Origin of the sequence: Leclercia sp. S52, from assembly GCF_039727615.1 — a bacterium.
Lineage (GTDB): Bacteria > Pseudomonadota > Gammaproteobacteria > Enterobacterales > Enterobacteriaceae > Enterobacter > Enterobacter adecarboxylatus_B.
Genome location: NZ_CP152474.1, coordinates 3,901,369 through 3,925,357, shown reverse-complemented (window position 1 = coordinate 3,925,357; position 23,989 = coordinate 3,901,369). Strand labels below are relative to the sequence as shown.

Here is a 23,989-nt window from a genome sequence, read left to right as displayed (position 1 = left end):
AAAAAAAACTAATAGGTTAAACGTTGTTTCCTGTTTGTTAAAAGCCGTTAACATCTAAGCCAGATAACCATGTCCAAGCGATTACCACCCCTTAATGCATTACGTGTATTTGATGCTGCCGCCCGCCATTTAAGTTTCACGCGCGCGGCCGATGAGCTTTTTGTGACTCAGGCCGCAGTAAGTCATCAAATCAAGTCTCTTGAGGATTTTCTGGGCCTCAAGCTGTTCCGCCGCCGCAACCGTTCCCTGCTTCTGACGGAAGAGGGGCAGAGCTATTTTCAGGATATTAAAGAGATATTTTCCCAGCTGACCGAGGCGACGCGTAAGTTACAGGCGCGCAGTGCCAAAGGGGCGCTGACGGTCAGTTTATTGCCCAGTTTTGCCATTCAGTGGCTGGTGCCGAGACTCTCAAGCTTTAACTCAGCTTATCCGGGAATCGATGTCCGAATCCAGGCCGTCGACCGTCAGGAAGACAAGCTGGCAGACGACGTTGACGTAGCGATTTTCTATGGCCGCGGCAACTGGCCAGGCCTGCGTGTCGAAAAATTGTACGCCGAATATTTGCTGCCGGTCTGCTCGCCACTACTCTTAACAGGCGAAAAAGCGCTAAAAGCGCCGGAAAATCTGGCGCAGCATACGCTTTTACATGATGCTTCTCGCCGCGACTGGCAAACTTATACCCGCCAGCTTGGTCTTAACCATATAAACGTGCAGCAGGGCCCCATCTTCAGCCACAGTGCGATGGTGTTACAGGCTGCCATCCACGGACAGGGCGTGGCGTTGGCTAACAACGTCATGGCGCAGTCCGAAATTGAGGCCGGCCGCCTGGTCTGCCCCTTTAATGATGTTCTGGTCAGCAAGAACGCTTTTTATCTGGTTTGTCATGACAGTCAGGCAGAACTGGGTAAAATAGCCGCGTTTCGCCAGTGGATCCTGGCAAAGGCGGCCAACGAGCAAGAAAAATTCCGCTTTCGGTACGAGTAACACTTTCTTTTGCGCGCAGGACGCGCATAACTTCAGGACAGAAACATGACCAGCCGTTTTATGCTGATTTTTGCCGCGGTGAGTGGCTTTATTTTTGTTGCCCTGGGCGCTTTTGGCGCACATGTTTTACGCAAATCCCTGGGTGTGGTGGAGATGGGCTGGATCCACACCGGTCTGGAATATCAGGCGTTTCATACCCTGGCGATCTTCGGATTAGCCGTGGCCATGCAGCGCCGTATCAGTATCTGGTTTTACTGGAGCAGCGTGTTTATGGCGCTGGGTACCGTGCTCTTCAGCGGTAGCCTGTACTGCCTTGCGCTGTCGCATTTACGCCTGTGGGCGTTTGTTACCCCGGTCGGCGGCGTCAGCTTCCTGGTCGGGTGGGTATTAATGTTAATCGGTTCGTTCCGTCTGAAACGCAAGGGCGTTGTTCATGAATAAAGTTGTCTTATATTGTCGCCCGGGCTTTGAAAAAGAGTGTGCCGCGGAGATCACTGATAAAGCCGCGAAGCGCGAAGTGTTTGGTTTTGCCCGCGTGAAAGAGAATGCGGGCTATGTCGTTTTCGAGTGCTATCAGGCTGATGACGCGGAAAAACTGGTTCGTGACCTGCCGTTCAGCTCGCTGATTTTTGCCCGTCAGATGTTTGTCGCGGGTGAACTGCTGAAAGATCTGCCGCCTGAAGATCGCATTACGCCGATTGTTGGCATGCTGCAGGGCGTGGTGGAGAAGGGTGGCGATCTGCGCGTTGAAGTCGCCGATACCAACGAAAGCAAAGAGCTGATGAAGTTCTGCCGTAAGTTCACCGTGCCGCTGCGCGCGGCTCTGCGTGAAGCGGGCGTGTTGACCAACTACGAGACGCCAAAACGTCCCGTGGTGCATATCTTCTTTATCGCCCCAGGCTGCTGTTATGCCGGTTATTCCTACACCACCAATAACTCACCGTTCTTTATGGGCATCCCACGTCTGCGGTTCCCGGCCGATGCCCCGAGCCGTTCAACGCTGAAGCTTGAAGAGGCGTTTCACGTCTTTATTCCCGCCGATGAGTGGGATGAACGCCTGGCAAACGGCATGTACGCGGTCGATCTGGGTGCCTGTCCCGGCGGCTGGACCTATCAGCTGGTGAAACGCAACATGTGGGTTTCCTCCGTCGACAACGGCCCGATGGCGCAAAGCCTGATGGATACCGGGCAGGTGACCTGGCTACGTGAAGATGGTTTCCGCTATCGCCCAACCCGCAACAACATCTCCTGGATGGTGTGCGACATGGTAGAGAAGCCGGCGAAAGTAGCGGCGCTGATGGCCTCCTGGCTGGTCAACGGCTGGTGTCGTGAGACCATTTTTAACCTCAAGCTGCCGATGAAAAAGCGCTATGAGGAGGTCTCTCAGAACCTGGCCTACATTCAGGAGCAGATGGATGAACACGGTATTAACGTAGTGATTCAGGCTCGCCAGCTGTACCACGATCGCGAAGAAGTCACCGTACACATCCGCCGCTGGTGGGCTGCAGTGGGTGGTCGTCGCGACGAGAGATAGTTATCCCTCACCCTAACCCTCTCCCATAGGGAGAGGGGATCCAGATCGTAGGCCCGGTAAGCGAAGCGCCACCGGGCATGAACTCACACTCGATCTAACCGTAGCTGCTGCAAATTCCCGTCTAACTGTAAATCGGTCTGCAACCGCGCCACGTCCCGGCAGATAAACGCCATCTCTTTATGCGCTTCCAGCTTTTTGCGCCACTTCTCCGGCACCTCATCCAGATGGGCGTAAATCCCCTCCAGATCCTGAAAATCGGTCAGGAGCTGGGCCGCGCTTTTCGGGCCAATCCCGGTAACGCCCGGCACTTTTGAGCTGCTGATCCCCGCCAGCCCCCAGTAATCCGGCAGCTGCTGCGGCGAGACGCCAAACTCACTGGCGATAAAGGGGGCGTCGAGCCAGCGTTTCTGGAAATAGTCGCGGATGCGGATGGTGGGCGAAAGCAGCTGGCAATAGCCCTTATCGGTCGAGACGATGGTAGCCTGATGCCCGGCGCTGGCGACTTTTACCGCCAGGGTAGCGGCCAGATCGTCGGCTTCGTTGCCCTGGGCGCCCCAGCAGGGAACCCCGCGCTGTTCAAAGGCGGCGCGAATGGCGGGCATTTCGGCGTGCAGGTCGTCCGGCATGGGCACGCGCCCGGCTTTGTAATCCGGGAGGCGCTGATGTCGCCAGCCGCTGTTACGGGCTTCATCGTCAAACACGGCGACCACGTGGCTGGGCTGGCTGTGGCGAATAAGCTGCTCCAGCGCGTTAAGGCAGGTATCCTTGCAGGGCGTGCCCTGAACCGCGTGGATGCGCCGGATAAGGTTCAGCGCGTCGACAATAAGCAAATGAACGGCCACAGATTTTCTCCCTTCTGTTCAGTCAAATAAGGGTAACACTGTCGGCGGGGGGGAAACTACGTGTGGCGGGGCGTTCAGGAAGGAGCCTCGCAAAACGAGGCTCCTTTTTGGACTTAGTCGCAGGTGACAATCTTCATCGCCAGACCACCGCGGGAGGTTTCGCGGTATTTGGCGTTCATGTCTTTCCCGGTCTCGTACATGGTTTCGATCACTTTATCGAGGCAGACGCGCGGCTCGCTGGTACGGCGCAGCGCCATACGCGCGGCGTTGACCGCCTTCACGGAGGCAATCGCGTTACGCTCGATACACGGCACCTGCACCTGACCGGCCACCGGATCGCAGGTCAGACCGAGGTTATGCTCCATCCCGATCTCTGCTGCAATGCAGACCTGCGTCGGGCTACCGCCCAGCAGCTCCGCCAGACCCGCTGCCGCCATCGAGCAGGCAACGCCCACTTCGCCCTGGCAGCCCACTTCCGCGCCGGAGATGGAAGCGTTCATCTTATACAGCGAGCCAATGGCACTGGTGACCAGCAGATAGCGGGCTAGCGAGTTAGCATTCACTTCGCGAATAAACTTGTCGTAATAGGCCAGCACCGCCGGAACGATACCGCAGGCACCGTTAGTTGGCGCGGTGACCACGCGGCCACCGGCGGCGTTCTCTTCATTCACCGCCAGTGCGAACATGTTGATCCAGTCCACCACCGCCATCGGGTCGCTGGTGGTTTTGTCGCTGCTGACCAGCATGCGGCGCAGGGCGGCAGCACGACGAGGGACGCGCAGTTTGCCCGGCAGAACGCCCTCGGTAGTGATACCGCGTTCAATACCGCCGCGCATCACTTCCCAGACGTTGGCAAAGTGCTGTTCCAGCTCGGCTTTGCTGTGCAAAGCCAGCTCGTTTTGCATCATCAGGCCGGAGAGTGACAGACCACTTTCCTGGCAATGGCGCTGGAGGTCGGCCGCCGATTTGTACGGATACGGGACCGCCACAGGCGCGCTGTCGCTCTGGCCAAAATGGTCTTCGTCGACGATAAAACCGCCGCCGATGGAGTAATAGGTTTGGCTGTAAATCACCTTGTCGCCTGCCAGCGCGGTGATCCGCATGCCGTTTTCGTGCAGTGACAGGTTGTCGGCATGGAAATTCATGCAGCGATCAACCGGGAATTCAACTTCATGTTCACCCTTCGCCAGCAGCAGGCGGCTGTGGGTGTTAACGTCCTGGATGAACCCCGGGATGGCGTCAATATCGACGCTATCCGGCAGGTTGCCCGCCAGGCCCATAATAATGGCGATATCGGTATGGTGACCTTTGCCGGTCAGCGACAGGGAGCCGTAAACATCCACCACCACGCGGGTCGTGTCGTGCAGCATTCCGCGTGCAATAAGATCGTCCGTGAACTGTTTACCGGCTTTCATCGGCCCGACGGTGTGCGAGCTGGATGGACCAATACCAATTTTGAAAATATCGAAAACGCTAATCATGATGCGTCCGTTGCTTTACGTCTTGGGAGAAGAGTGCGCCGTCCGAAGACGGCGCGGGAGGAATTAAGCGAACAGCGAGAAGAAGATAGCGGAGATAGCAATCAGACCCATAATCACAACGAAGACGTTGCTGATCTGGCCGCTGTATTTACGCATCGCTGGCACTTTCTGAATCGCGTACATCGGCATCAGGAACAGAATCATCGCGATAACCGGGCCGCCCAGGGTTTCGATCATCCCGAGGATGCTCGGGTTCAGGGTAGCAACCGCCCAGGTGGTCAGCAGCATGAACAGCGCAGTGATTTTGTTCAGCTTGTTGATTTCAATGCTCTTACCTTTACCGCGCAGAGATTTAATCACCATGCCGTTAAAGCCTTCACGTGCGCCCAGGTAGTGGCCGAGGAAGGATTTGGTAATCGCGATAATGGCGATGATTGGTGCCATCCAGGCAATAACCGGTGCGTTAAAGTGGTTCGCCAGGTAAGAGAGAATCGAGATGTTCTGTGCTTTTGCTGCTGCCAGATCCGCCGGAGCGAGGCTCAGTACGCAGCTGAAGACGAAGAACATAACGGTGATAACCATCATCACGTGAGCGCGAGCCAGGATGCTGGAACACTTCTTCTCGGCACCCTGACCGTACTCTTCACGCTTCGCTACCGCAAAGGAGGAGATGATCGGGGAGTGGTTGAAGGAGAAGACCATTACCGGGATTGCCAGCCACAGGGTCATCCACAGGCCGTTGCCGGTTGCAGACGCGCTGCTCAGGGACAGCGTTTCCAGCGCCGCGCCGTTCCACTGTGGGATCAGGTAGCAGGCCAGCACCATCAGAGCGATAACAAACGGGAACACCAGCACGCTCATTGCCTTCACAATCATCTGCTCACCGAAGCGCACGATGGTCATCATGCCGACGATCAGGATCAGCGACAGAATGGCGCGTGGCGGCGGGGTCATGCCCAACTGGTGGGTCATGAAGCTGTCTACGGTGTTGGTGATAGCCACGCTATAAACCAGCAGGATTGGGTAGATGGCAAAGAAGTAGAGCAGGGTAATCAGTTTACCTGCGCCAATACCGAAATGCTCTTCAACCACTTCGGTGATGTCTTCGCCCGGGTTTTTACCAGAGAGCACAAAACGGGTCAGGCCGCGGTGAGCAAAGTAGGTCATCGGGAAGGCGATGATCGCCATGATGATCAGCGGAATTAAGCCGCCCACACCTGCGTTAATAGGAAGGAAGAGAACACCAGCGCCGATTGCTGTGCCGTAAAGGCCAAGCATCCACATGGTATCTGTTTTACGCCATCCACTTCGGGTTTCAAGCGAAGCAACGGTGCTGGTTTGAGTGGTTTCCATCTGTGTCTCCAGGAAGTAGCTAATGTCAGGTTTCTGGTCAAATTCAGTGCAAAAAGGGCTATTCGTAATATGAAATTCGCTCAGCGACGGTTTTTATATAATTTTTCTCCGTAACTATCGGCGGGCGGAAAGATACATTTTAGTAATGGATCTATCAGTGATCCCGATCTCAAATGCGATAATCCACTTATGATGTGGGTATCTTTAGACCATTTATCTGCTAAGAAAACGTCACGACGAATTTCTGGGCGCGAAGGCTACCATTAACGATATGAGGCGAGATAGATCCCCCTGAAAGATAGGAGGCATACGCTGTAAAAGCGTCGGTTTAGAGGATTTTTTCGTGCTTTATGGCGTTTGTGGCTAATAAATCACGCTCTGTAAAACAACGTAATCGTTTGCGTTGCGTTATGAAATAGCAAAAAGATAAGTAATAGTGATGTTGCAAGACAGGGCATGTCGCTGAAGGTAATAAAAAAGCCGGGAAGCGAAAGGCCATTCCCGGCGTGAGGGAGCGCCCGGCATGCGTGCCGGGCAGAGCGTTACGCTGAAATCTCGTAACAGGGGATATAGGCAGAGCCGGGAAGCTTCATACGGTGCTGGGCGACAAAGCCCTGCAGGAGATCGTCCATGCGGCGCATCATGTCGCGGTCGCCATGAATTTTATACGGACCAAACTCTTCGATAGCCTGGATACCCACCTCTTTGACGTTACCCGCCACGATGCCCGAGAAGGCGCGACGCAGATCGGCGGCCAGTACTTCAACCGGCTGATCCGGATACAGTTTCAGGTTGGCCATGTTTTCATGCGACGGCTCGAACGGGATCTGCAGATCCGGTGAAATGCGGATTGACCAGTTAAAGCTGTAGGCATCCCCGGTATCGCGACGGTTCTCTTTCACCAGCGGCATGGCTTTTTTCATCAGGCGCGCCACTTCGGCGGCATCATCAATGATGATGCGATAGTGACGGCGTGCCGCCTCACCCAGGGTATGCACGATGAATTCATCCAGCACGCGGAAGTAGTCTGCGCTCTCCTTCGGGCCGGTCAGGATCAGCGGCAGAACCTGATCCTGGTTAGCCGGATGCATCAGAATGCCCAGCAGATAAAGCAGCTCTTCTGCGGTACCTACGCCGCCCGGGAAGATGATTATCCCGTGCGCGATACGGACAAACGCCTCAAGACGTTTCTCGATATCCGGCATGATGATCAGTTCGTTGACCAGCGGATTCGGCGGCTCAGCGGCAATAATCGATGGCTCGGTCATACCGATGAAACGGCCCTCTTTATAGCGCTGCTGGGCATGACCCACCGCCGCGCCCTTCATTGGCGCTTCCATCGCGCCCGGACCACAGCCGGTGCAGATGTTCAGCTCGCGCAGCCCCAGTTGGGTGCCCACGCGACGGGCGTAAAGGTATTCGGTTTCGTTAATGGAGTGACCGCCCCAGCACACTACCATGCTTGGAGCTTCGCCCACGTGCAGGGCGCGGGCGTTACGCAGAATAGAGAACACCAGGTTGGTGATATGCGCCGAGCTTTCCAGATTCAGATGCTGAAAACGACCGGCGTTACTGATCTGCCCATTCACAAACAGGATATCGCGCAGGACGGCAAACAGGTTGGCCTGCAGCGCGCGAATAATTCGCCCGTCAACAAAGGCATCTTCCGGCGGGTTAATCAGCTCCAGCTTCACGCCACGTTCGCGGCGCAGCACGTTAATATCAAAGCTTTCAAAGCGGGACAGCAGCTCTTTGCTGTTGTCGGTGAGGCTACCGGAGTTCAGAACGGCAAGTGAACAGTTGCGAAACAGTTGATAAAGATCGCTGCTGGCCGTGCTCTTGAGCATGTCCACTTCCAGCTGCGACAACATATCCATTGAGCCAAGCGGGCTAATATGTGTAATCAAGTGAGCTCCTTACGGGACGTTTATCGTCTTTCCCTGTTGATTACAATAGCCCTGGCTTATGACCTTTCACAACCTAAAGCGCGGAACGGACCGCGCATATTGTGAATTTATTTATCTTACTGGCGGACTAAACGACCGATTGCCGGAACAAAATCGCTGTTGCTGCGCCACGGATTGATATCCAGCCCGCCGCGGCGGGTATAGCGGGCGTAGACGCTCAGCGTCTCTGGCTGGCAGAAATGCAGAATGTCGTTGAAGATGCGCTCCACGCACTGCTCGTGGAACTCATTGTGGTTACGGAAAGAGACCAGGTAGCGCAACAGCTTCTCGCGATCGATTTTTGCGCCGCGATACTGGATCTGTACCGAACCCCAGTCAGGCTGATGGGTGATAAGACAGTTGGATTTCAGCAGGTGGCTGACCAGCGTTTCCTCCACCACTTTGCCGCTGGCGGCATTTTCCAGCCAGGCGGTATCAAACTGGTAGTTGTCGATCTCAATGTCCTGCTCATCAATGCAGGTGCCGTGGAAGTGGGCGATCGGCTGACCCTCCAGCTCGTCAATCCGGTAGAGGGCAACGGTCACTTTCCCCTGCGCGCAGGCGCTTAAGTCGCGTTCCAGCGTGCGCTGCACCGCTTCCCAGCTGTCGAAGCGGGTCTGGTTAAAGCTGTTGAGGTAGAGCTTAAAGCTTTTGGACTCGACCAGGTTGACGCTGGTGTAATCCAGCTCAACGTGACCCACTGCCACCTGCGGTAATCCGCGGGCGTTAAGCCACGACAGCTCATACAGCGTCCAGATATCGCCGCCGTGGAAGGGCAGGCTATCGGCTTTCAGCCCCAGCGGATCGCGGTTAAGACTGCGCGGCACGCCCTGTAACAGGCTGGCGTCATAGATGTCGCGGTAGGCGGTGCTTTTGCCCAGGGTTAAACCCGATAAGGCATCATGATTTTCGTAAGACATGTTTCGTTGTCACTTTAAAGGTAAACTATGCGGCTGAGTGTATCCTGGCTTATATGAAGAGAGAAACCGGTGGATAAAGAGACTACTGCTGCCTTAACCGCGTTTACGGCGCGTTACTGTGACGCCTGGCATGAACAGAATGGGTCATGGCCTCAAAGCGAGGCGCTGTATGGCGTCCCGTCGCCCTGTATTATCACCTCTTCCGGGGATACCGTTACCTGGCAGCCCCAGCCGTTTACCGCGGAGCAGAATGTAAATGCCATTGAACGCGCAATGGACATTGTGGTACAACCTGCGGTCCACGCGTTCTATACCACACAGTTTGCCGGGGATATGTGCGCTCGCTTTGATAACGAGATGCTGACGCTGCTGCAAACCTGGAGCGAAGACGATCTGCTGCGCGTGCAGGAGAACCTGATTGGGCACCTGGTCACCCAGAAGCGCCTGAAGCTATCACCAACGCTCTTTATCGCCACGCTCGACAGTGAAATGGATATTATCTCTGTCTGCAACCTCACGGGGAACGTGGTAAAAGAGACGTTAGGTACGCAGAAACGCCAGTTCCTCTCCGCTTCCCTTACGGATTTCCTCAAACAACTCCATCCCGTCGTGTAATCCTGAATACTACTGCACGTGTGAGAGATCTCTTACAAAGGTTGTAAGAGATCACCGTAATAACCGGCACGCTCACTCTTTTATGCTAGACAATAATCCATTTATAATCAGCTAGTTGATGGCGTAATCATTAGTAATATGATGTAACATCTGTTTAATTTGGCTTACGGGGTGCCTTGTAAGACGAAGCGGAATAGAGGATCCTATGTTTGTCGACAGGAAGCCGACACGAGAAACGAACATCAGGATGATGGCGTTTCTTAACTTAGGACACGTCAGGAAGGCGTTACAAGGAAGGCTTCAGGACGAAGCAAAAGGATAACGCAGGATGCGTGAAGGACACCTCCAGGACGGAGAATGAGAGCCGGTAAGGATGTCCGGTGGGTCAGGAAGGCCAGGACGTTTCAGGATGAAACAGCCACATCAGGATGATGTGAGCAGGATGCAGCGGTCGAGGGAAGACCAGACCTTCGGGTCAGAGGAAAAGTTGTCACGGATGAGCAGGGAGCACCAAAAGTAGCTGGATTGCTGCGAAACGAACCGGGAGCACTGTTTTTACAGTGCTCCCTTTTTTTATTTCTGCGTGGTCTTTGCTATGCTGCGCGCCGTTCAGATTTTCCGTTGAGGTTTTCATGACGCATCACGACAACGTGCGCGCGCAGCTGCACGCCATCGAAGCTTTATTGCGCGATCATCAACTGTGGCAGGAAACGGCGCCGCAGCCTGACGCGTTTGAGAGCACGCAACCTTTCTGCATGGATACCCTGGAGCCCTTTGAGTGGCTGCAATGGGTACTTATTCCCCGCATGCATGCCCTGATTGAGGGTGGGCATCCGCTGCCGCAAAACTTTGCCGTCGCCCCCTATTATGAAATGGCGCTGGATGCGGCCCATCCGTCACGCGAGGCGGTACTGGCAGCACTGCTGTCGCTGGACGCGCTCTTTGGCGACGAAGCATGATTGAGATCCTTTATCAGGATGAGTGGCTGGTGGCGGTCAATAAACCCTCCGGCTGGCTGGTGCACCGGAGCTGGCTGGATCGCGATGAAAAAGTGGTGGTGATGCAGACGGTGCGCGATCAGATTGGTCAGCACGTTTTTACCGCCCACCGTCTCGACAGACCTACCTCTGGCGTACTGCTGATGGGGCTCTCCAGCGAGGCCGGACGCCGGCTGTCCCAGCAGTTCGAGCAGCATCAGATCCAGAAGCGTTACCATGCGATTGTCCGGGGCTGGCTGACCGAAGCCGCGAGGCTTGATTATCCGCTGATCGAAGAGCTGGATAAAATCGCCGATAAATATGCCCGTGATGATAAAGAGCCGCAGCCCGCGGTGACGGACTATCGCGGCATGGCGACCACCGAAATGCCCGTCGCCACCGGTAAGTTCCCGACCACGCGCTACAGCCTGGTCGAGCTGGAGCCGAAAACCGGGCGTAAGCACCAGCTGCGACGCCACCTTTCGCATCTGCGCCATCCGATTATCGGTGACAGCAAGCACGGCGATCTGAAACAGAACCGCAGTGCCGCTGAACACTTTGGCTGTAACCGCCTGATGCTGCACGCCAGCCAGCTGAACCTGATTCATCCCTTTACCGGTGAGCCGCTGACGATCCGCGCTGGCCTCGATCCGGTGTGGATGCAGGCGCTGTCACACTTTGGCTGGTGCGGGCAACTCCCCGAAAATGAAAGGGTTGAGTTTGATCCCGCCAACGTTCAGGATGTACGGTAATTGCATTCATTGAGGGAGTAAACCATGGCTGTAGTCGGAATTTTTGTCGGTACGATGTACGGCAATTCGCTGCTGGTGGCCGAAGAAGCCGAAGCAATTCTCGCCGGGCAGGGCCATAAAGCCACGGTCTATGAAGATCCCGAACTGGCCGACTGGGAAAAATACCAGGGCCAGTATGCGCTGGTGGTTACCTCGACAACCGGGCAGGGCGATCTGCCGGACAGTATCGTACCGCTGTTCCAGGGCATCAAAGATAAGCTGGGTTATCAGCCGGAGATGCGCTACGGCATCATCGCGCTGGGCGACAGCACCTACGCCAATTTCTGCGGCGGCGGCAAGCAGTTCGACGCCCTGTTGCAGGAGCAAAGCGCGCAGCGCGTGGGTGAAATGCTGACGATCGATGCCTCTGAACACCCCGAGCCGGAAAGCGAATCCAATCCCTGGGTAGAGCACTGGGGCACGCTTCTCGGCTAAGTACATATCCCTCCCGGCCGCGGGAGGGCATTCCACCGCGTCAAGCGACCTGATTCACATTCTTCCCTTTCTCTTCTGCTGTTTTCTCACTCAGCCACGTTTCCGTGAACTACCTTCCATTGAGTTAGGCTTATGCCATAAACAACCTCAAACCCTCCCGCCAATGTTGTGTTGTTGCACGGTGAGAGGGGCCTGGATCCTTTCTTATACTTTTTCCGCCAGTTAATAAAAATGCAGTCAGTGAGGCAAAAGACCTCAGCGTTTGAACTGCAAAAAAACACATACACGTCATTCTGATTACCCTACCGGTTGTGCTGTTCAGAATGAACGTAGCGATAAAAGCTATGATTCAGGAGTGCAAGAATGAGTACATTAAGCCAGGCGGCGAGCAGCGCTGAAAAGCGCACCAACGCTCGCTATTGGATAGTGGTGATGCTGTTTATCGTCACATCCTTTAACTATGGCGACCGCGCCACGCTGTCGATTGCCGGTTCTGAAATGGCAAAAGATATCGGTCTGGATCCGGTCGGTATGGGTTATGTTTTCTCTGCATTTTCATGGGCCTATGTTATCGGCCAAATCCCTGGCGGTTGGTTGCTTGACCGCTTTGGTTCAAAACGCGTCTACTTCTGGTCCATCTTTATCTGGTCCATGTTTACCCTGTTACAGGGCTTTGTTGATGTCTTTAACGGCTTTGGCATTATTGTCGCGCTCTTCACCCTGCGCTTCCTCGTCGGGCTGGCAGAAGCTCCCTCCTTCCCGGGTAACAGCCGCATAGTGGCAGCCTGGTTCCCGGCGCAGGAGAGGGGAACGGCGGTGTCCATTTTTAACTCCGCGCAATACTTCGCGACCGTGATCTTCGCCCCTATCATGGGCTGGCTGACCCACGAGGTGGGCTGGTCACACGTGTTCTTCTTTATGGGCGGTCTGGGCATTGTCATCAGCTTTGTCTGGCTGAAAGTGATCCACGAGCCGAACCAGCATCCGGGCGTGAACCAGAAAGAGCTGGATTACATTGCCGCGGGCGGCGCGCTGATCAATATGGATCAGGCGAAAAACAAAGAGAAAGTGCCGTTCAGCCAGAAATGGGGCCAGATCAAACAGCTGGTGGGCTCCCGCATGATGGTGGGGATCTACCTCGGCCAGTACTGCATCAACGCCTTAACCTACTTCTTTATCACCTGGTTCCCGGTCTATCTGGTGCAGGCCCGCGGCATGTCGATTCTGAAAGCCGGGTTCGTGGCCTCTGTTCCGGCGATCTGCGGCTTTGTGGGCGGCGTGCTGGGTGGGGTGATTTCCGACTGGCTGATGCGTCGTACCGGTTCACTGAATATCGCCCGTAAAACGCCAATTGTGCTGGGGATGCTGCTCTCCATGTCGATGGTGGTGTGTAACTACGTTGACGCTGAGTGGATGATTATCGGCTTCATGGCGATGGCCTTCTTCGGTAAAGGGATCGGGGCGCTGGGCTGGGCGGTGATGGCGGATACCGCGCCGAAAGAGATCAGCGGCCTGAGCGGCGGTCTGTTCAATATGTTCGGCAACATCTCCGGGATCGTCACCCCGATTGCTATCGGTTATATCGTCGGCACCACCGGGTCGTTCAACGGGGCGCTGATCTACGTCGGTGTTCACGCCCTGGTGGCGGTACTGAGCTACCTGGTGCTGGTGGGTGATATCAAACGTATCGAACTGAAACCTGTCGCGGAGCGTTCATCATGAGTATGCAATCGAGCCCTGTTGTCACCGAAATGAAGGTTATCCCGGTTGCCGGCCAGGACAGCATGCTGCTGAACATCGGCGGCGCACATAACGCCTGGTTTACCCGCAACATCGTGGTGCTGACCGATAACGCCGGGAATACCGGCGTCGGGGAAGCCCCGGGCGGAGAGGTGATTTACCAGACCCTGGTGGATGCCATCCCGCAGGTGGTCGGTCAGGAGGTGGCGCGGCTGAACAAGGTGGTCCAGCGCGTGCACAAGGGCAACCAGTCCGCCGATTTCGATACCTTCGGCAAAGGGGCCTGGACATTTGAACTGCGGGTCAATGCCGTGGCAGCGCTGGAAGCGGCGCTGCTGGATCTGCTCGGCAAAGCGCTGAACGTGCCGGTGTGCGAACTGCTCGGCCCGGGCAAGCAGCGCGATGCGGTCACCGTGCTGGGTTATCTCTTCTACCTGGGCGATCGCACTAAGACCGATCTGCCCTATCTGGAGCGTTCGCCGGGCAGTCACGACTGGTATCACCTGCGCCATCAGGAGGCACTGACCAGCGAGGCGGTGGTCCGTCTGGCAGAAGCGGCGCAGGATCGCTACGGCTTTAAAGATTTTAAACTGAAAGGCGGCGTGCTGCCGGGCGAACAGGAGATTGACAGCGCCCGCGCCCTGAAAAAACGCTTCCCGGATGCGCGCATTACCGTCGACCCCAACGCGGCCTGGCTGCTGGATGAGGCTATCGCCTTGTGCAAAGGCCTGGGCGATGTCCTGACGTATGCCGAAGATCCGTGCGGCGCCGAGCAGGGCTTCTCCGGCCGTGAGGTGATGGCGGAGTTCCGCCGCGCCACCGGCCTGCCGGTGGCAACCAATATGATTGCCACCAACTGGCGCGAAATGGGCCACGCCGTGATGCTGAACTCGGTGGACATCCCGCTGGCGGATCCGCACTTCTGGACGCTCTCCGGCGCGGTACGCGTGGCGCAGCTGTGTGACGACTGGGGCTTAACCTGGGGTTGCCACTCTAACAACCACTTCGATATCTCGCTGGCGATGTTTACCCATGTGGGTGCCGCTGCACCGGGTACGCCAACGGCTATCGACACCCACTGGATCTGGCAGGAAGGCGAAGCGCGCCTGACCAAAAATCCACTGGAAATTAAACACGGCAAGATTGCCGTACCGGATGCACCGGGGCTTGGCGTGGAGCTTGACTGGGATCAGATCCACAAAGCCCATGAAGCCTATAAGAAACTGCCCGGCGGCGCGCGTAATGACGCAGGCCCGATGCAGTACCTTATCCCCGGCTGGACATTTGACCGCAAACGCCCGGCGTTCGGTCGCCACTGATTAAAGGATTGAATTATGAGCACATTTACTACCCCTGTTGTGACTTCCATGCAGATTATCCCGGTTGCCGGTCATGACAGCATGCTGATGAACCTGAGCGGAGCCCACGCCCCGTTCTTCACCCGTAATATCGTGATTATCAAAGACAACTCCGGCCATACCGGGGTGGGTGAAATCCCGGGCGGCGAAAAGATCCGCAAAACGCTGGAAGATGCGATCCCGCTGGTGGTGGGCCAAACCCTGGGCGCGTACAAAAATATTCTCAATGCCGTACGTAACGAATTTGCCGACCGCGATGCAAGCGGCCGCGGGCTGCAGACCTTTGACCTGCGCACCACTATTCACGTGGTGACCGGCATTGAAGCGGCGATGCTCGACCTGCTGGGCCAGCATCTGGGCGTCAACGTGGCTTCCCTGCTGGGCGACGGGCAGCAGCGTACAGAAGTCGAAATGCTGGGCTACCTGTTCTTCGTCGGCAACCGCAAGCTGACCCCGCTGCCGTACCAGAGCCAGCCGGATGAGCAGTGCGACTGGTATCGTCTGCGCCATGAAGAGGCGATGACTCCGGACGCGGTTGTGCGTCTGGCGGAAGCGGCCTATGAGAAGTACGGTTTTAACGATTTCAAACTGAAGGGCGGCGTGCTGGCCGGGGAAGAGGAAGCGGAGTCTATTATCGCCCTGGCGAAACGCTTCCCGCAGGCGCGCGTCACCCTCGATCCCAACGGGGCCTGGTCGCTGGAAGAGGCGATTCGCATCGGTAAGCGCCTGAAGGGCGTGCTGGCCTATGCGGAAGATCCGTGCGGCGCCGAACAGGGCTTCTCCGGCCGTGAAGTGATGGCCGAGTTCCGCCGCGCTACCGGTCTGCCGACCGCCACCAACATGATCGCTACCGACTGGCGGCAGATGGGCCATACCCTCTCCCTGCAGTCGGTCGACATTCCGCTGGCGGATCCGCACTTCTGGACCATGCAGGGCTCGGTGCGCGTGGCGCAGATGTGTCATGAGTTCGGCCTGACCTGGGGCTCACACTCCAACAACCACTTCGATATCTCGCTGGCGATGTTCACCCATGTGGCCGCGGCCGCGCCGGGCAACATCACCGCCATCGACACCCACTGGATCTGGCAGGAGGGCAACCAGCGCCTGACCAAACAGCCGTTCGAAATCAAGGGCGGGATGGTGCAGGTGCCGACCACCCCGGGTCTGGGCGTTGAGCTGGATATGGATCAGGTGATGAAGGCGCATGAGCTGTATCTGCAGCACGGCCTGGGCGCGCGCGACGACGCGATGGCGATGCAGTACCTGATCCCGGAGTGGACCTTCAACAACAAACGCCCTTGCATGGTGCGTTAAGTCCGGTGCCGGTTCCTGCGGGAGTCGGCATTTTCTCTTGCGTCACGGGTGTATGCTTATGGTAGTCAACATGCGTAAGGACGGCTTATGAAAATAGTTATCGCACCGGACTCGTATAAAGAGAGCCTGAGTGCCCTGGCTGTGGCGACGGCGATAGAGCAGGGATTTTGCGAAATTTTCCCCACGGCTGAGTACGTCAAACTGCCGGTCGCCGATGGCGGTGAAGGCACCGTGGAAGCGATGGTTGCCGCCACTCAGGGAGACATTATTCAGGTGCGGGTAACGGGGCCGCTCGGCGAGCATGTTGACGGTTTTTATGGTCGCTCCGGTGATGGCAAAAGCGCGTTTATCGAGATGGCGGCGGCCAGTGGGCTGGAGCTGGTACCGCCGGCACAGCGTAATCCGCTGAAAACCACCTCCTGGGGAACCGGGGAGCTGATCCGCCATGCGCTGGATGCGGGCGTGAAACATATCATCATCGGCATTGGCGGCAGCGCCACCAACGATGGTGGGGCAGGGATGGTGCAGGCGCTGGGCGCGAAGCTGCTGGACGAGCAGGGGAACGCCATTGGCGCCGGCGGCGGCGAGCTGGAGAAGCTGGCGCGCATTGATATCAGCGGTCTCGATAAACGGCTGGCGACGTGCCGGATTGAAGTGGCCTGCGACGTCACCAACCCGCTGACCGGTGAAAACGGCGCTACCGCCGTGTTTGGCCCGCAGAAAGGGGCTACACCGGAGATGATTACGCGCCTCGATGGGGCACTGACGCAGTATGCGCGGATCATTGCCCGTGACCTCGATGTGGACGTGCTCGGCCTGGCCGGCGGCGGTGCAGCAGGCGGCATGGGAGCAGCGCTATACGCTTTTTGCGGCGCGCAGCTGCGCCAGGGCATTGAGATTGTGACCGAGGCGCTTAACCTCGACAGCCTGGTGGCCGATGCCGATCTGGTGATCACCGGGGAAGGGCGGATCGACAGCCAGACCATTCATGGCAAAGTCCCGGTGGGGGTGGCGAAGATCGCGAAGCGCCACAACAAACCGGTGATCGGCCTGGCGGGCAGCCTGACGGCGGATGTCGGCGTGGTGCACGATCATGGCATCGATGCGGTGTTCAGCGTGATCTACACCATCTGCACACTGGAGGAGGCGCTGGAAGACGCCGAAGAAAACGTGCGGATGGCGGCGAGGAATATTGCGGCGGTGCTGAAGGTGGGGATGGGGTTGTAGCCCCTCACCCTAACCCTCTCCCCAAAGGGGAGAGGGGATCGTCCGTGCGCATACTTTTGCTATGAGCCCAGCACCTTCATCGCTTCCCGCGTCACGTTATCCATCTCATCCAGCAGCTCCAGAAACTCCGGTTCCAGCTCGCTTTCCGGCGTACCGGAACGTAGCTGCTGCTCCAGTAAATGACAGAGATTTTTCAGACGTGGCACGCCACTGTACCCGCAGCTGCCGTGCAGTTTGTGGATCGCCCCGACCAGGTCTTCCGGATTTTCCCCTACCAGCTGTTCCTCTACCTTATTGCGGATCTCCGGCAGGAAGGCCACCAGCATCTGCAGCATCTCCCGCGCCAGGTCGTTTTTGCCCGCCGCCTGACGCAGCGCCAGCTGCCAGTCGAGGGTGGCACTGATGTTGATCGGGATCTCGGGTGCCTCCGGAGGGGCAATCCAGTTACCTCCCGCAGGGCCGGGCTTGTAGCGCTGCAGCAGGTTGTGCAGCTTCTCTTCTTCAATCGGTTTTGCCAGATAGTCGTTCATCCCGGCGCTCAAGAGCTTCTCTTTCTGACCCGCCATCGCGTGGGCGGTCACGGCAATCACCGGAGTGTGCTGCTGATGGGGAAGCTGGCGGATCAGCTCGCAGGCACGGATCCCGTCCATACCGGGCATCTGAATATCCATCATGATCAGGTCAAACTGCATCTGCTTCGCCCGCTCAACGGCCTGCAGACCGCTCTCGCAAAGTTCAACGTGCTGAACCTGATCCTCCAGCAGGGCGCCAATCAGCTTCAGGTTGGCGGGGTTATCATCCACCGCCATCACGGTCATCGGCAGCTTGCTCTCATCCATCACGAGCGACGCGGCGTAATGGTTCAGGCGGCAATACTCTGTCAGGGTCGGCAGCAGGCGCGTGGCGGTGAGCGGTTTCAGCAGACAGGCGGCTGCACCGTCATGTTTCAGCTCTTCGGCGTTGATCTGCGCATGGCATGGCAGGGCCAGCAGCAGGTAGTCGGTCATTGAGGACGCTTTTGCCAGCCGCTCCTGCTGCATGGTCAGCTCGCCGGTAAAGGTCACCGGGATCCCCATCAGCAGAATGTCGTAATGTTCAACCGACAGCGTGGAGAACTCCGGGCTGTAAACCACTTCCAGCGGGGTGGTGCTCAACACCTCCAGCGTGCTTTGCGCGGCGGCGGCATTGGCCTCCACATAGGCCAGACGTTTACCCTGCAGACAATCCATCGCCGGTCGATCGGTCAGAACATTCGGGTTCAGGTCGAGATTGATATGGAACCAGAAGGTCGAGCCGCGGTTAGGCTGGCTGTGGAAGGAGATATCGCCTCCCATCTCGTTAACCAGTTTCTGGGTGATCACCAGCCCCAGGCCGGTACCGCCATGACGCCGGGAAATACTGGCGTCGGCCTGACGGAAGGCCTGGAACAGCCGTGACTGATCGCGCTCGGGAATACCGATCCCGGTATCGCGGATCTGCACCTCAAGCTGCACCTTGGTATTGCTGATGGCGCGCTTTTCGACCAGCACGTCAATGTTACCGCTCTCGGTGAACTTGATAGCGTTGCCCACCAGGTTGGTGATCACCTGCTGCAGGCGCAGCGGATCGCCAATCACATTATCCGGCACATCATTTTTAATGTTCAGCGTCAGCTCCAGCCCCTTGTCGTGGGAGGAGTGCGCCAGCAGGGTGACCACCTCATCCAGAACGTTACGCAGCGGGAACGGAATGCTCTCGAGAATCAGCTTGCCTGCCTCGAGCTTGGAGAAGTCCAGCACGTCATTGATGATGGCCAGCAGGTTGTTGGCCGAGCGTTCAATGGTATGCAGGTGGTCGCGCTGGGTCGGATTGAGCTCGGTCTTAAGGGTCAGGCGGGTAAAGCCAATCACGCCGTTGAGCGGGGTGCGCAGCTCATGGGACATGTTCGCCAGGAACTCCGATTTAATGCGGGCCGCTTCCTGGGCGCGCTTTTTGGCCAGATCCAGCTCGACGTTCTGGATCTCCATCTGCTCCAGGGTTTCCCGCAGATCGGAGGTGGCCTGATCGACGTTATGCTGCATCTCCTCATGGTAGGCCGCCAGCGACATAGCCATCGAGTTGATGCCGTTTTTCAGCATATCCAGCTCGCCAAGCATAAAACCTTCGACGCGGCTGTCGAGCTGCCCCCGGCGGATACGGTCGACGGTATTCACCATGTTGCGGATCGGGCTGGTTACATCGCGCATCAGACGCCAGCCGAAAATCAGCGCGATGCCGATACAAAACAGCATCATCACCGTGGAGATAAAAATTTCCCGGTACTGCTGCAGCCGCACGGACTTGAGATCCAGCTCCAGAGCCACATATCCCAGCATGTTGTTATTGGGCTTAGCATCGGACTCGGCAGATTCATCCGGCGAATAGCTTTCCGAGATGATCGGCGTTCGCAGGATCATTCTCTCGCCCTGGCGGATCACGCTCAGCCGTGCCGGGAAGGCCGTGTCGTTCGGGAGTTTGAGCACCCCGGGGTCCTGCTGGATATTGGAGGTCACAAACAGGCGATTATGTTGGTCATACACCGAGATCGCCCGCACAATGTCCGAGTGACGGCGGTGCAGGATGCTGATGAGTTGGCCGATAGACTCGCGATTTTGCAGGGCCATGCCGTACTCGCTGGAGACCGCCAGCGGCTCAATAATGCTGGCCCCGGCATCCTCAAGCTGGCGCTGCAGGTCGTTATAACGGTGCACCACAAAGAAGGTACTCAGCAGCAAACCAATGAGTACGGTAGGGGCGAGGATCAAAATCATCATGCGCGCACGCAGGCTGTAGTTGGTCATGGAGTTCCGTTATGGGACAATTAGAGTCAATATGTTCATTTGAGAAAATACCCGGCAATGGCGCAATTCTACTCTGCAAAGCGGCGCGTGACGACGCGTCAGATCATAACTGTTGATGTGACAGACCTCGACCCCTTCGGTCAGGGGGTGGCGCGCCATGATGGTAAAGCCCTGTTTATTCCCGGCCTGCTGCCCGACGAACGTGCAGAGATCGTCCTGACGGAAGAGAAACGTCAGTATGCCCGCGGGCAGGTAAAACGTCGCCTTAACGACAGCCCGCAACGCGAAACGCCGCGCTGCCCGCACTTTGGCGTCTGCGGCGGCTGCCAACAGCAGCATGCCAGTATCGCATTACAGGAGCGCAGCAAAAGCAATGCCCTGGCGCGCCTGCTGAAGCACGACGTCAACGAAGTGATAGCCGATAAGCCCTGGGGCTACCGCCGCCGGGCGCGCCTGAGCCTCAACTATCAGCCGAAAACCGCGCGTCTGGAGATGGGCTTTCGCAAGGCCAACTCCAGCGACATCGTCGATGTGAAACAGTGCCCCATTCTGGTGCCCCGTCTTGAGGCATTGCTGCCAGAAGTGCGCAAATGCCTCTCTGAGCTGCAGGGCGTTCGCCACCTGGGCCACGTCGAACTGGTGCTGGCGAACAGCGGTCCGCTGATGGTGCTGCGTCATACTGCACCGCTTTCGGCCAAAGATCGCGAAAAACTGGAACGCTTTTCGCATTCCCATGAGCTTGACCTTTATCTCGCCCCGCAAAGCGAGATACTTGAGCAACTGAGCGGTGAAACGCCCTGGTATGATTCAGACGGGCTACGCTTAACGTTCAGCCCGCGCGATTTCATTCAGGTCAATGACGGCGTGAACCAAAAGATGGTCGCGACCGCGCTCGACTGGCTAGATATTCAGCCCCAGGATCGGGTGCTCGATCTGTTCTGCGGGATGGGTAACTTTACCCTGCCGCTGGCAAAACGGGCGCACAGCGTGGTGGGTGTTGAGGGCGTGGCGGCGCTGGTGGAGAAAGCATGCGATAACGCGATTCACAATGCGCTGCAAAACGTGACATTTTTTCACGAGAATCTGGAAGAGGATGTCACTCAGCAGCCCTGGGCGGCGCACGGCTTCGACAAGATCCTGCTGGATCCGGCCCGAGCAGGTGCGCCAGGCGTGATGCAGCATATTATTAAACTCGCTCCAAAACGCGTGGTCTATGTTTCCTGTAATCCGGCGACGCTTGCCCGGGACAGCGAAGCATTATTAGCGGCGGGTTACCAGATTCAGCGTCTGGCAATGCTTGATATGTTCCCGCACACTGGACATCTGGAATCAATGGCGTTGTTTGAACACAACTGATGAGTTTCGGCTTGTCGAATTCGACAGGCAAGGGTCCCTAAAGGAGAGGACAATGGTTGCGGTAAGAAGTGCACATCTCAATAAAGCTGGTGAGTTTGACCCACAAAAATGGATCGCAAGTCTGGGGATTGCCAGCCAGCAGTCGTGTGAACGCTTAACCGAAACCTGGGCTTACTGTCTGCGCACCACCAAGGGGCATCCCGATGCCGAGCTGCTGCTGTGGCGCGGCGTGGAGATGGTGGAAATCCTCTCCATGCTCAGCATGGATATCGACACCCTGCTCGCCGCCATGCTGTTCCCGCTGGCCGACGCCGAGGTAGTTTCCGAAGAGGTGCTGCGCGAAAGCGTCGGGACATCGATCGTCTCGCTGATCCACGGCGTGCGCGACATGGCGGCTATCCGCCAGCTGAAAGCCACCCACACCGACTCCGTCTCTTCCGAACAGGTCGATAACGTTCGCCGTATGCTGCTGGCGATGGTGGATGACTTCCGCTGCGTGGTGATTAAGCTTGCCGAACGTGTTGCCCATCTGCGGGAAGTGAAGGACGCGCCGGAAGATGAGCGCGTGCTGGCGGCGAAAGAGTGCACCAATATCTATGCCCCGCTGGCAAACCGTCTGGGCATCGGGCAACTGAAATGGGAGCTGGAAGATTACTGCTTCCGCTACCTGCACCCGGCGGAATACAAACGTATTGCTAAATTGCTGCACGAACGCCGTATCGATCGCGAACACTATATCGAGGAGTTTGTCGGCGGCTTACGTCAGTCGATGAAAGAAGAGGGCGTGAAGGCCGAAGTCTATGGTCGGCCAAAGCATATCTACAGCATCTGGCGCAAAATGCAGAAAAAGCATCTCGCCTTTGATGAGCTGTTTGATGTGCGCGCCGTGCGCATCGTTGCCGAGCGTCTGCAGGACTGCTACGCCGCGCTGGGGATTGTTCACACCCATTTCCGCCACATGCCGGATGAGTTTGACGACTACGTCGCCAACCCGAAACCGAACGGCTACCAGTCGATCCATACCGTGGTGCTGGGGCCGGGCGGTAAACCGGTGGAGATCCAGATCCGCACCAAACAGATGCACGAAGAGTCCGAGCTGGGCGTTGCCGCGCACTGGAAGTACAAAGAGGGCACCTCAGGCGGGGCGCGCTCCGGCCACGAAGATCGTATCGCCTGGCTGCGCAAGCTGATTGCGTGGCAGGAAGAGATGGCCGACTCCGGCGAGATGCTTGACGAGGTGCGCAGCCAGGTCTTTGACGACCGGGTCTACGTCTTTACGCCGAAAGGCGATGTGGTTGATCTGCCGGCAGGCTCAACGCCGCTCGACTTCGCTTACCACATCCACAGCGACGTGGGGCACCGCTGCATCGGCGCCAAGATCGGCGGCCGTATCGTGCCATTCACCTATCAGCTGCAGATGGGCGATCAGGTCGACATCATCACCCAGAAGCAGCCGAACCCGAGCCGCGACTGGCTGAACCCGAACCTGGGCTATATCACCACCAGCCGCGGACGCTCCAAGATCCACGCCTGGTTCCGTAAGCAGGATCGTGACAAAAACATCCTTGCCGGTCGCCAGATCCTCGACGACGAGCTGGAGCATCTGGGCATCCACCTGAAAGAGGCGGAAAAACAGCTGCTGCCGCGCTACAACTTTAACGAGCTGGATGAACTGCTGGCCGCCATCGGCGGTGGGGATATTCGTCTTAACCAGATGGTGAATTTCCTGCAGGCGCAGTTCAATAAACCGAGCGCGGCAGAGCAGGATGCGGCGGCGCTGAAACAGCTGCAGCAGAAGACCTATGCGCCGCAGCACCGCAGCAAAGAAAAAGACAACGGCAGGGTAGTGGTGGAAGGCGTCGGCAATCTGATGCACCACATTGCCCGCTGCTGCCAGCCAATCCCGGGGGACGAGATCGTCGGCTTTATCACCCAGGGGCGCGGGATCTCTATCCACCGCGCGGACTGCGATCAGCTGGACGATTTACAGTCCCACGCGCCGGAACGTATCGTCGATGCGGTGTGGGGCGAGAGCTACTCCGCCGGCTATTCGCTGGTGGTACGGGTCTCGGCCAACGATCGCAGCGGCCTGCTGCGCGATATCACCACCATTCTGGCGAACGAAAAGGTGAACGTGCTGGGCGTTGCCAGCCGCAGCGACACTCGCCAGCAGCTCGCCACTATCGATATGACCATCGAAATCTATAACCTGCAGGTGCTGGGCCGGGTGCTCGGAAAGCTGAACCAGGTTCCGGATGTGATCGACGCCCGCCGTCTGCACGGCGGATAATCGCCCC

At 57.3% G+C, this 23,989-nt stretch carries 19 protein-coding genes; 13 read left to right on the top strand and 6 right to left on the bottom strand.

Translation table 11 applies throughout. The features are described 5' to 3' along the window. Window positions 1-69: 69 nt before the first annotated feature. From gcvA to rlmM, 3 genes are read left to right on the top strand one after another with little or no spacing between them, the layout of a single operon-like run. On the top strand, window positions 70-984 hold the full coding sequence (gcvA, locus tag AAHB66_RS18725) for a glycine cleavage system transcriptional regulator GcvA (RefSeq protein WP_039029917.1): 915 nt from the start codon (window positions 70-72) through the stop codon (window positions 982-984). A 45-nt stretch (window positions 985-1,029) separates the two neighbouring features. Then, entirely contained in the window at window positions 1,030-1,425 is a 396-nt protein-coding gene (locus AAHB66_RS18720) for a DUF423 domain-containing protein (protein ID WP_039029918.1), read from the top strand. Further along, window positions 1,418-2,518 (top strand): 23S rRNA (cytidine(2498)-2'-O)-methyltransferase RlmM, encoded by a 1,101-nt coding sequence (gene rlmM / locus AAHB66_RS18715; protein WP_347114042.1) that lies wholly within the window; start codon window positions 1,418-1,420, stop codon window positions 2,516-2,518. Before AAHB66_RS18720 ends, rlmM begins: the two co-directional genes overlap by 8 nt. Before the next feature lie 83 nt (window positions 2,519-2,601). On the opposite strand, the gene xni is transcribed toward rlmM, so the two are convergent. The 5 genes from xni to queF form a co-directional block, all read right to left on the bottom strand. Then, complete coding sequence (xni, locus tag AAHB66_RS18710; RefSeq protein ID WP_347114041.1) at window positions 2,602-3,360, bottom strand: flap endonuclease Xni; 759 nt, start codon at window positions 3,358-3,360, stop codon at window positions 2,602-2,604. A gap of 113 nt (window positions 3,361-3,473) precedes the next feature. Continuing rightward, window positions 3,474-4,841 (bottom strand): L-serine ammonia-lyase, encoded by a 1,368-nt coding sequence (locus AAHB66_RS18705; RefSeq protein WP_347114040.1) that lies wholly within the window; start codon window positions 4,839-4,841, stop codon window positions 3,474-3,476. A gap of 63 nt (window positions 4,842-4,904) precedes the next feature. Then, entirely contained in the window at window positions 4,905-6,194 is a 1,290-nt protein-coding gene (locus AAHB66_RS18700) for an HAAAP family serine/threonine permease (protein WP_347114039.1), read from the bottom strand. Window positions 6,195-6,736: 542 nt separating this feature from the next. Further along, complete coding sequence (gene ppnN, locus AAHB66_RS18695; protein WP_106994446.1) at window positions 6,737-8,101, bottom strand: nucleotide 5'-monophosphate nucleosidase PpnN; 1,365 nt, start codon at window positions 8,099-8,101, stop codon at window positions 6,737-6,739. Between the two features lie 116 nt (window positions 8,102-8,217). Next, window positions 8,218-9,060 carry an NADPH-dependent 7-cyano-7-deazaguanine reductase QueF gene (gene queF, locus AAHB66_RS18690; RefSeq protein WP_337017203.1) on the bottom strand — a complete coding sequence of 281 codons (843 nt, stop codon included), beginning with the start codon at window positions 9,058-9,060 and terminating at the stop codon, window positions 8,218-8,220. 69 nt (window positions 9,061-9,129) lie between these two features. Between queF and syd the strand changes: the two genes are divergently transcribed. The 8 genes from syd (at window position 9,130) to AAHB66_RS18650 (ending at window position 17,517) form a co-directional block, all read left to right on the top strand. Then, window positions 9,130-9,675: a SecY-interacting protein gene (gene syd, locus AAHB66_RS18685; RefSeq protein ID WP_347114037.1), complete on the top strand. Its 546-nt coding sequence runs from the start codon at window positions 9,130-9,132 to the stop codon at window positions 9,673-9,675. A gap of 632 nt (window positions 9,676-10,307) precedes the next feature. Continuing rightward, window positions 10,308-10,634 carry a YqcC family protein gene (locus AAHB66_RS18680; RefSeq protein ID WP_347114036.1) on the top strand — a complete coding sequence of 109 codons (327 nt, stop codon included), beginning with the start codon at window positions 10,308-10,310 and terminating at the stop codon, window positions 10,632-10,634. Further along, window positions 10,631-11,404 carry a tRNA pseudouridine(65) synthase TruC gene (gene truC / locus AAHB66_RS18675; protein WP_347114035.1) on the top strand — a complete coding sequence of 258 codons (774 nt, stop codon included), beginning with the start codon at window positions 10,631-10,633 and terminating at the stop codon, window positions 11,402-11,404. Before AAHB66_RS18680 ends, truC begins: the two co-directional genes overlap by 4 nt. A 24-nt stretch (window positions 11,405-11,428) precedes the next feature. Next, window positions 11,429-11,878, top strand: coding sequence for a flavodoxin (locus AAHB66_RS18670; RefSeq protein WP_347114034.1), 450 nt, complete (start codon window positions 11,429-11,431; stop codon window positions 11,876-11,878). 363 nt (window positions 11,879-12,241) lie between these two features. Then, entirely contained in the window at window positions 12,242-13,600 is a 1,359-nt protein-coding gene (gene gudP, locus AAHB66_RS18665; protein WP_347114033.1) for a galactarate/glucarate/glycerate transporter GudP, read from the top strand. Further along, window positions 13,597-14,937: an enolase C-terminal domain-like protein gene (locus AAHB66_RS18660; protein WP_347114032.1), complete on the top strand. Its 1,341-nt coding sequence runs from the start codon at window positions 13,597-13,599 to the stop codon at window positions 14,935-14,937. The genes gudP and AAHB66_RS18660 overlap by 4 nt, the downstream gene beginning before the upstream one ends. Before the next feature lie 12 nt (window positions 14,938-14,949). Continuing rightward, entirely contained in the window at window positions 14,950-16,290 is a 1,341-nt protein-coding gene (gene gudD / locus AAHB66_RS18655) for a glucarate dehydratase (protein ID WP_262663333.1), read from the top strand. Between the two features lie 87 nt (window positions 16,291-16,377). Next, window positions 16,378-17,517, top strand: a complete 1,140-nt coding sequence (locus tag AAHB66_RS18650; RefSeq protein ID WP_347114031.1) for a glycerate kinase — start codon at window positions 16,378-16,380, stop codon at window positions 17,515-17,517. A gap of 59 nt (window positions 17,518-17,576) precedes the next feature. Here AAHB66_RS18650 and barA read toward each other — a convergent pair whose 3' ends face one another. Beyond that, entirely contained in the window at window positions 17,577-20,336 is a 2,760-nt protein-coding gene (barA, locus tag AAHB66_RS18645; protein ID WP_347114030.1) for a two-component sensor histidine kinase BarA, read from the bottom strand. 57 nt (window positions 20,337-20,393) lie between these two features. Here barA and rlmD point away from each other — a divergent pair, with 57 nt between their 5' ends. Together rlmD and relA are read left to right on the top strand one after the other, a co-directional pair. Continuing rightward, entirely contained in the window at window positions 20,394-21,692 is a 1,299-nt protein-coding gene (rlmD, locus tag AAHB66_RS18640) for a 23S rRNA (uracil(1939)-C(5))-methyltransferase RlmD (RefSeq protein WP_347114029.1), read from the top strand. Window positions 21,693-21,744: 52 nt separating this feature from the next. Then, the gene (gene relA / locus AAHB66_RS18635; RefSeq protein WP_347114027.1) at window positions 21,745-23,982 is read left to right on the top strand and encodes a GTP diphosphokinase; all 2,238 of its coding nucleotides are present in this window, start codon (window positions 21,745-21,747) and stop codon (window positions 23,980-23,982) included. The last annotated feature ends 7 nt before the right edge of the window (window positions 23,983-23,989 follow it).